The sequence below is a fragment of the Neisseria sp. P0021.S006 genome (assembly GCF_051956895.1).
This window is the reverse complement of the sequence record NZ_JBQCWZ010001119.1, coordinates 1-492: the sequence shown is the minus strand read 5'-3', so window position 1 is coordinate 492 and position 492 is coordinate 1. Positions and strand designations below refer to the sequence as shown.

Genomic DNA, 492 nt, shown 5'->3' with positions numbered 1-492 from the left:
CAACCAACCCGGTGTGAAAGAACCTATCGGTATGAGCGGCGTGCGTTTGGATACCCGTGTACACATCATTACCGGTGCGAACACTGCTTTGCAAAATATCCAAAAATGTATCCAACGCTGCGGCATGCAAATGGATCAAATCATGCTTCAGCCTTTGGCAAGCGGTCACGCCGTTTTGACTGAAGACGAAAAAGATTTGGGTGTGTGCGTCATCGATATCGGTGGCGGTACAACCGACATCGCGGTTTATACTAATGGCGCCATCCGCCATACTGCGGTTATTCCCGTTGCCGGCGATTTGATTACCAAAGACTTGGCGCAAGCCTTGCGTACGCCGCACAGCGCAGCCGAGTACATCAAAATCCATTACGGCGCTGCGATTCCGACTATGGACGGCTTGGATGAAATGATTGAAGTCCCTAGCGTTGGCGACCGTCAATCGCGTCAAATTTCACGCCGTGTATTGGCTGAAATCATCGGCCCGCGCGGAGA

1 protein-coding gene is annotated in these 492 nt (G+C 52.0%); it reads left to right on the top strand.

Annotation, left to right across the window (positions count from 1 at the left end):
- A partial coding sequence (gene ftsA / locus ACTHUM_RS19045) for a cell division protein FtsA (protein ID WP_440403838.1) occupies positions 1 to 492 on the top strand: 492 nt, incomplete at both ends.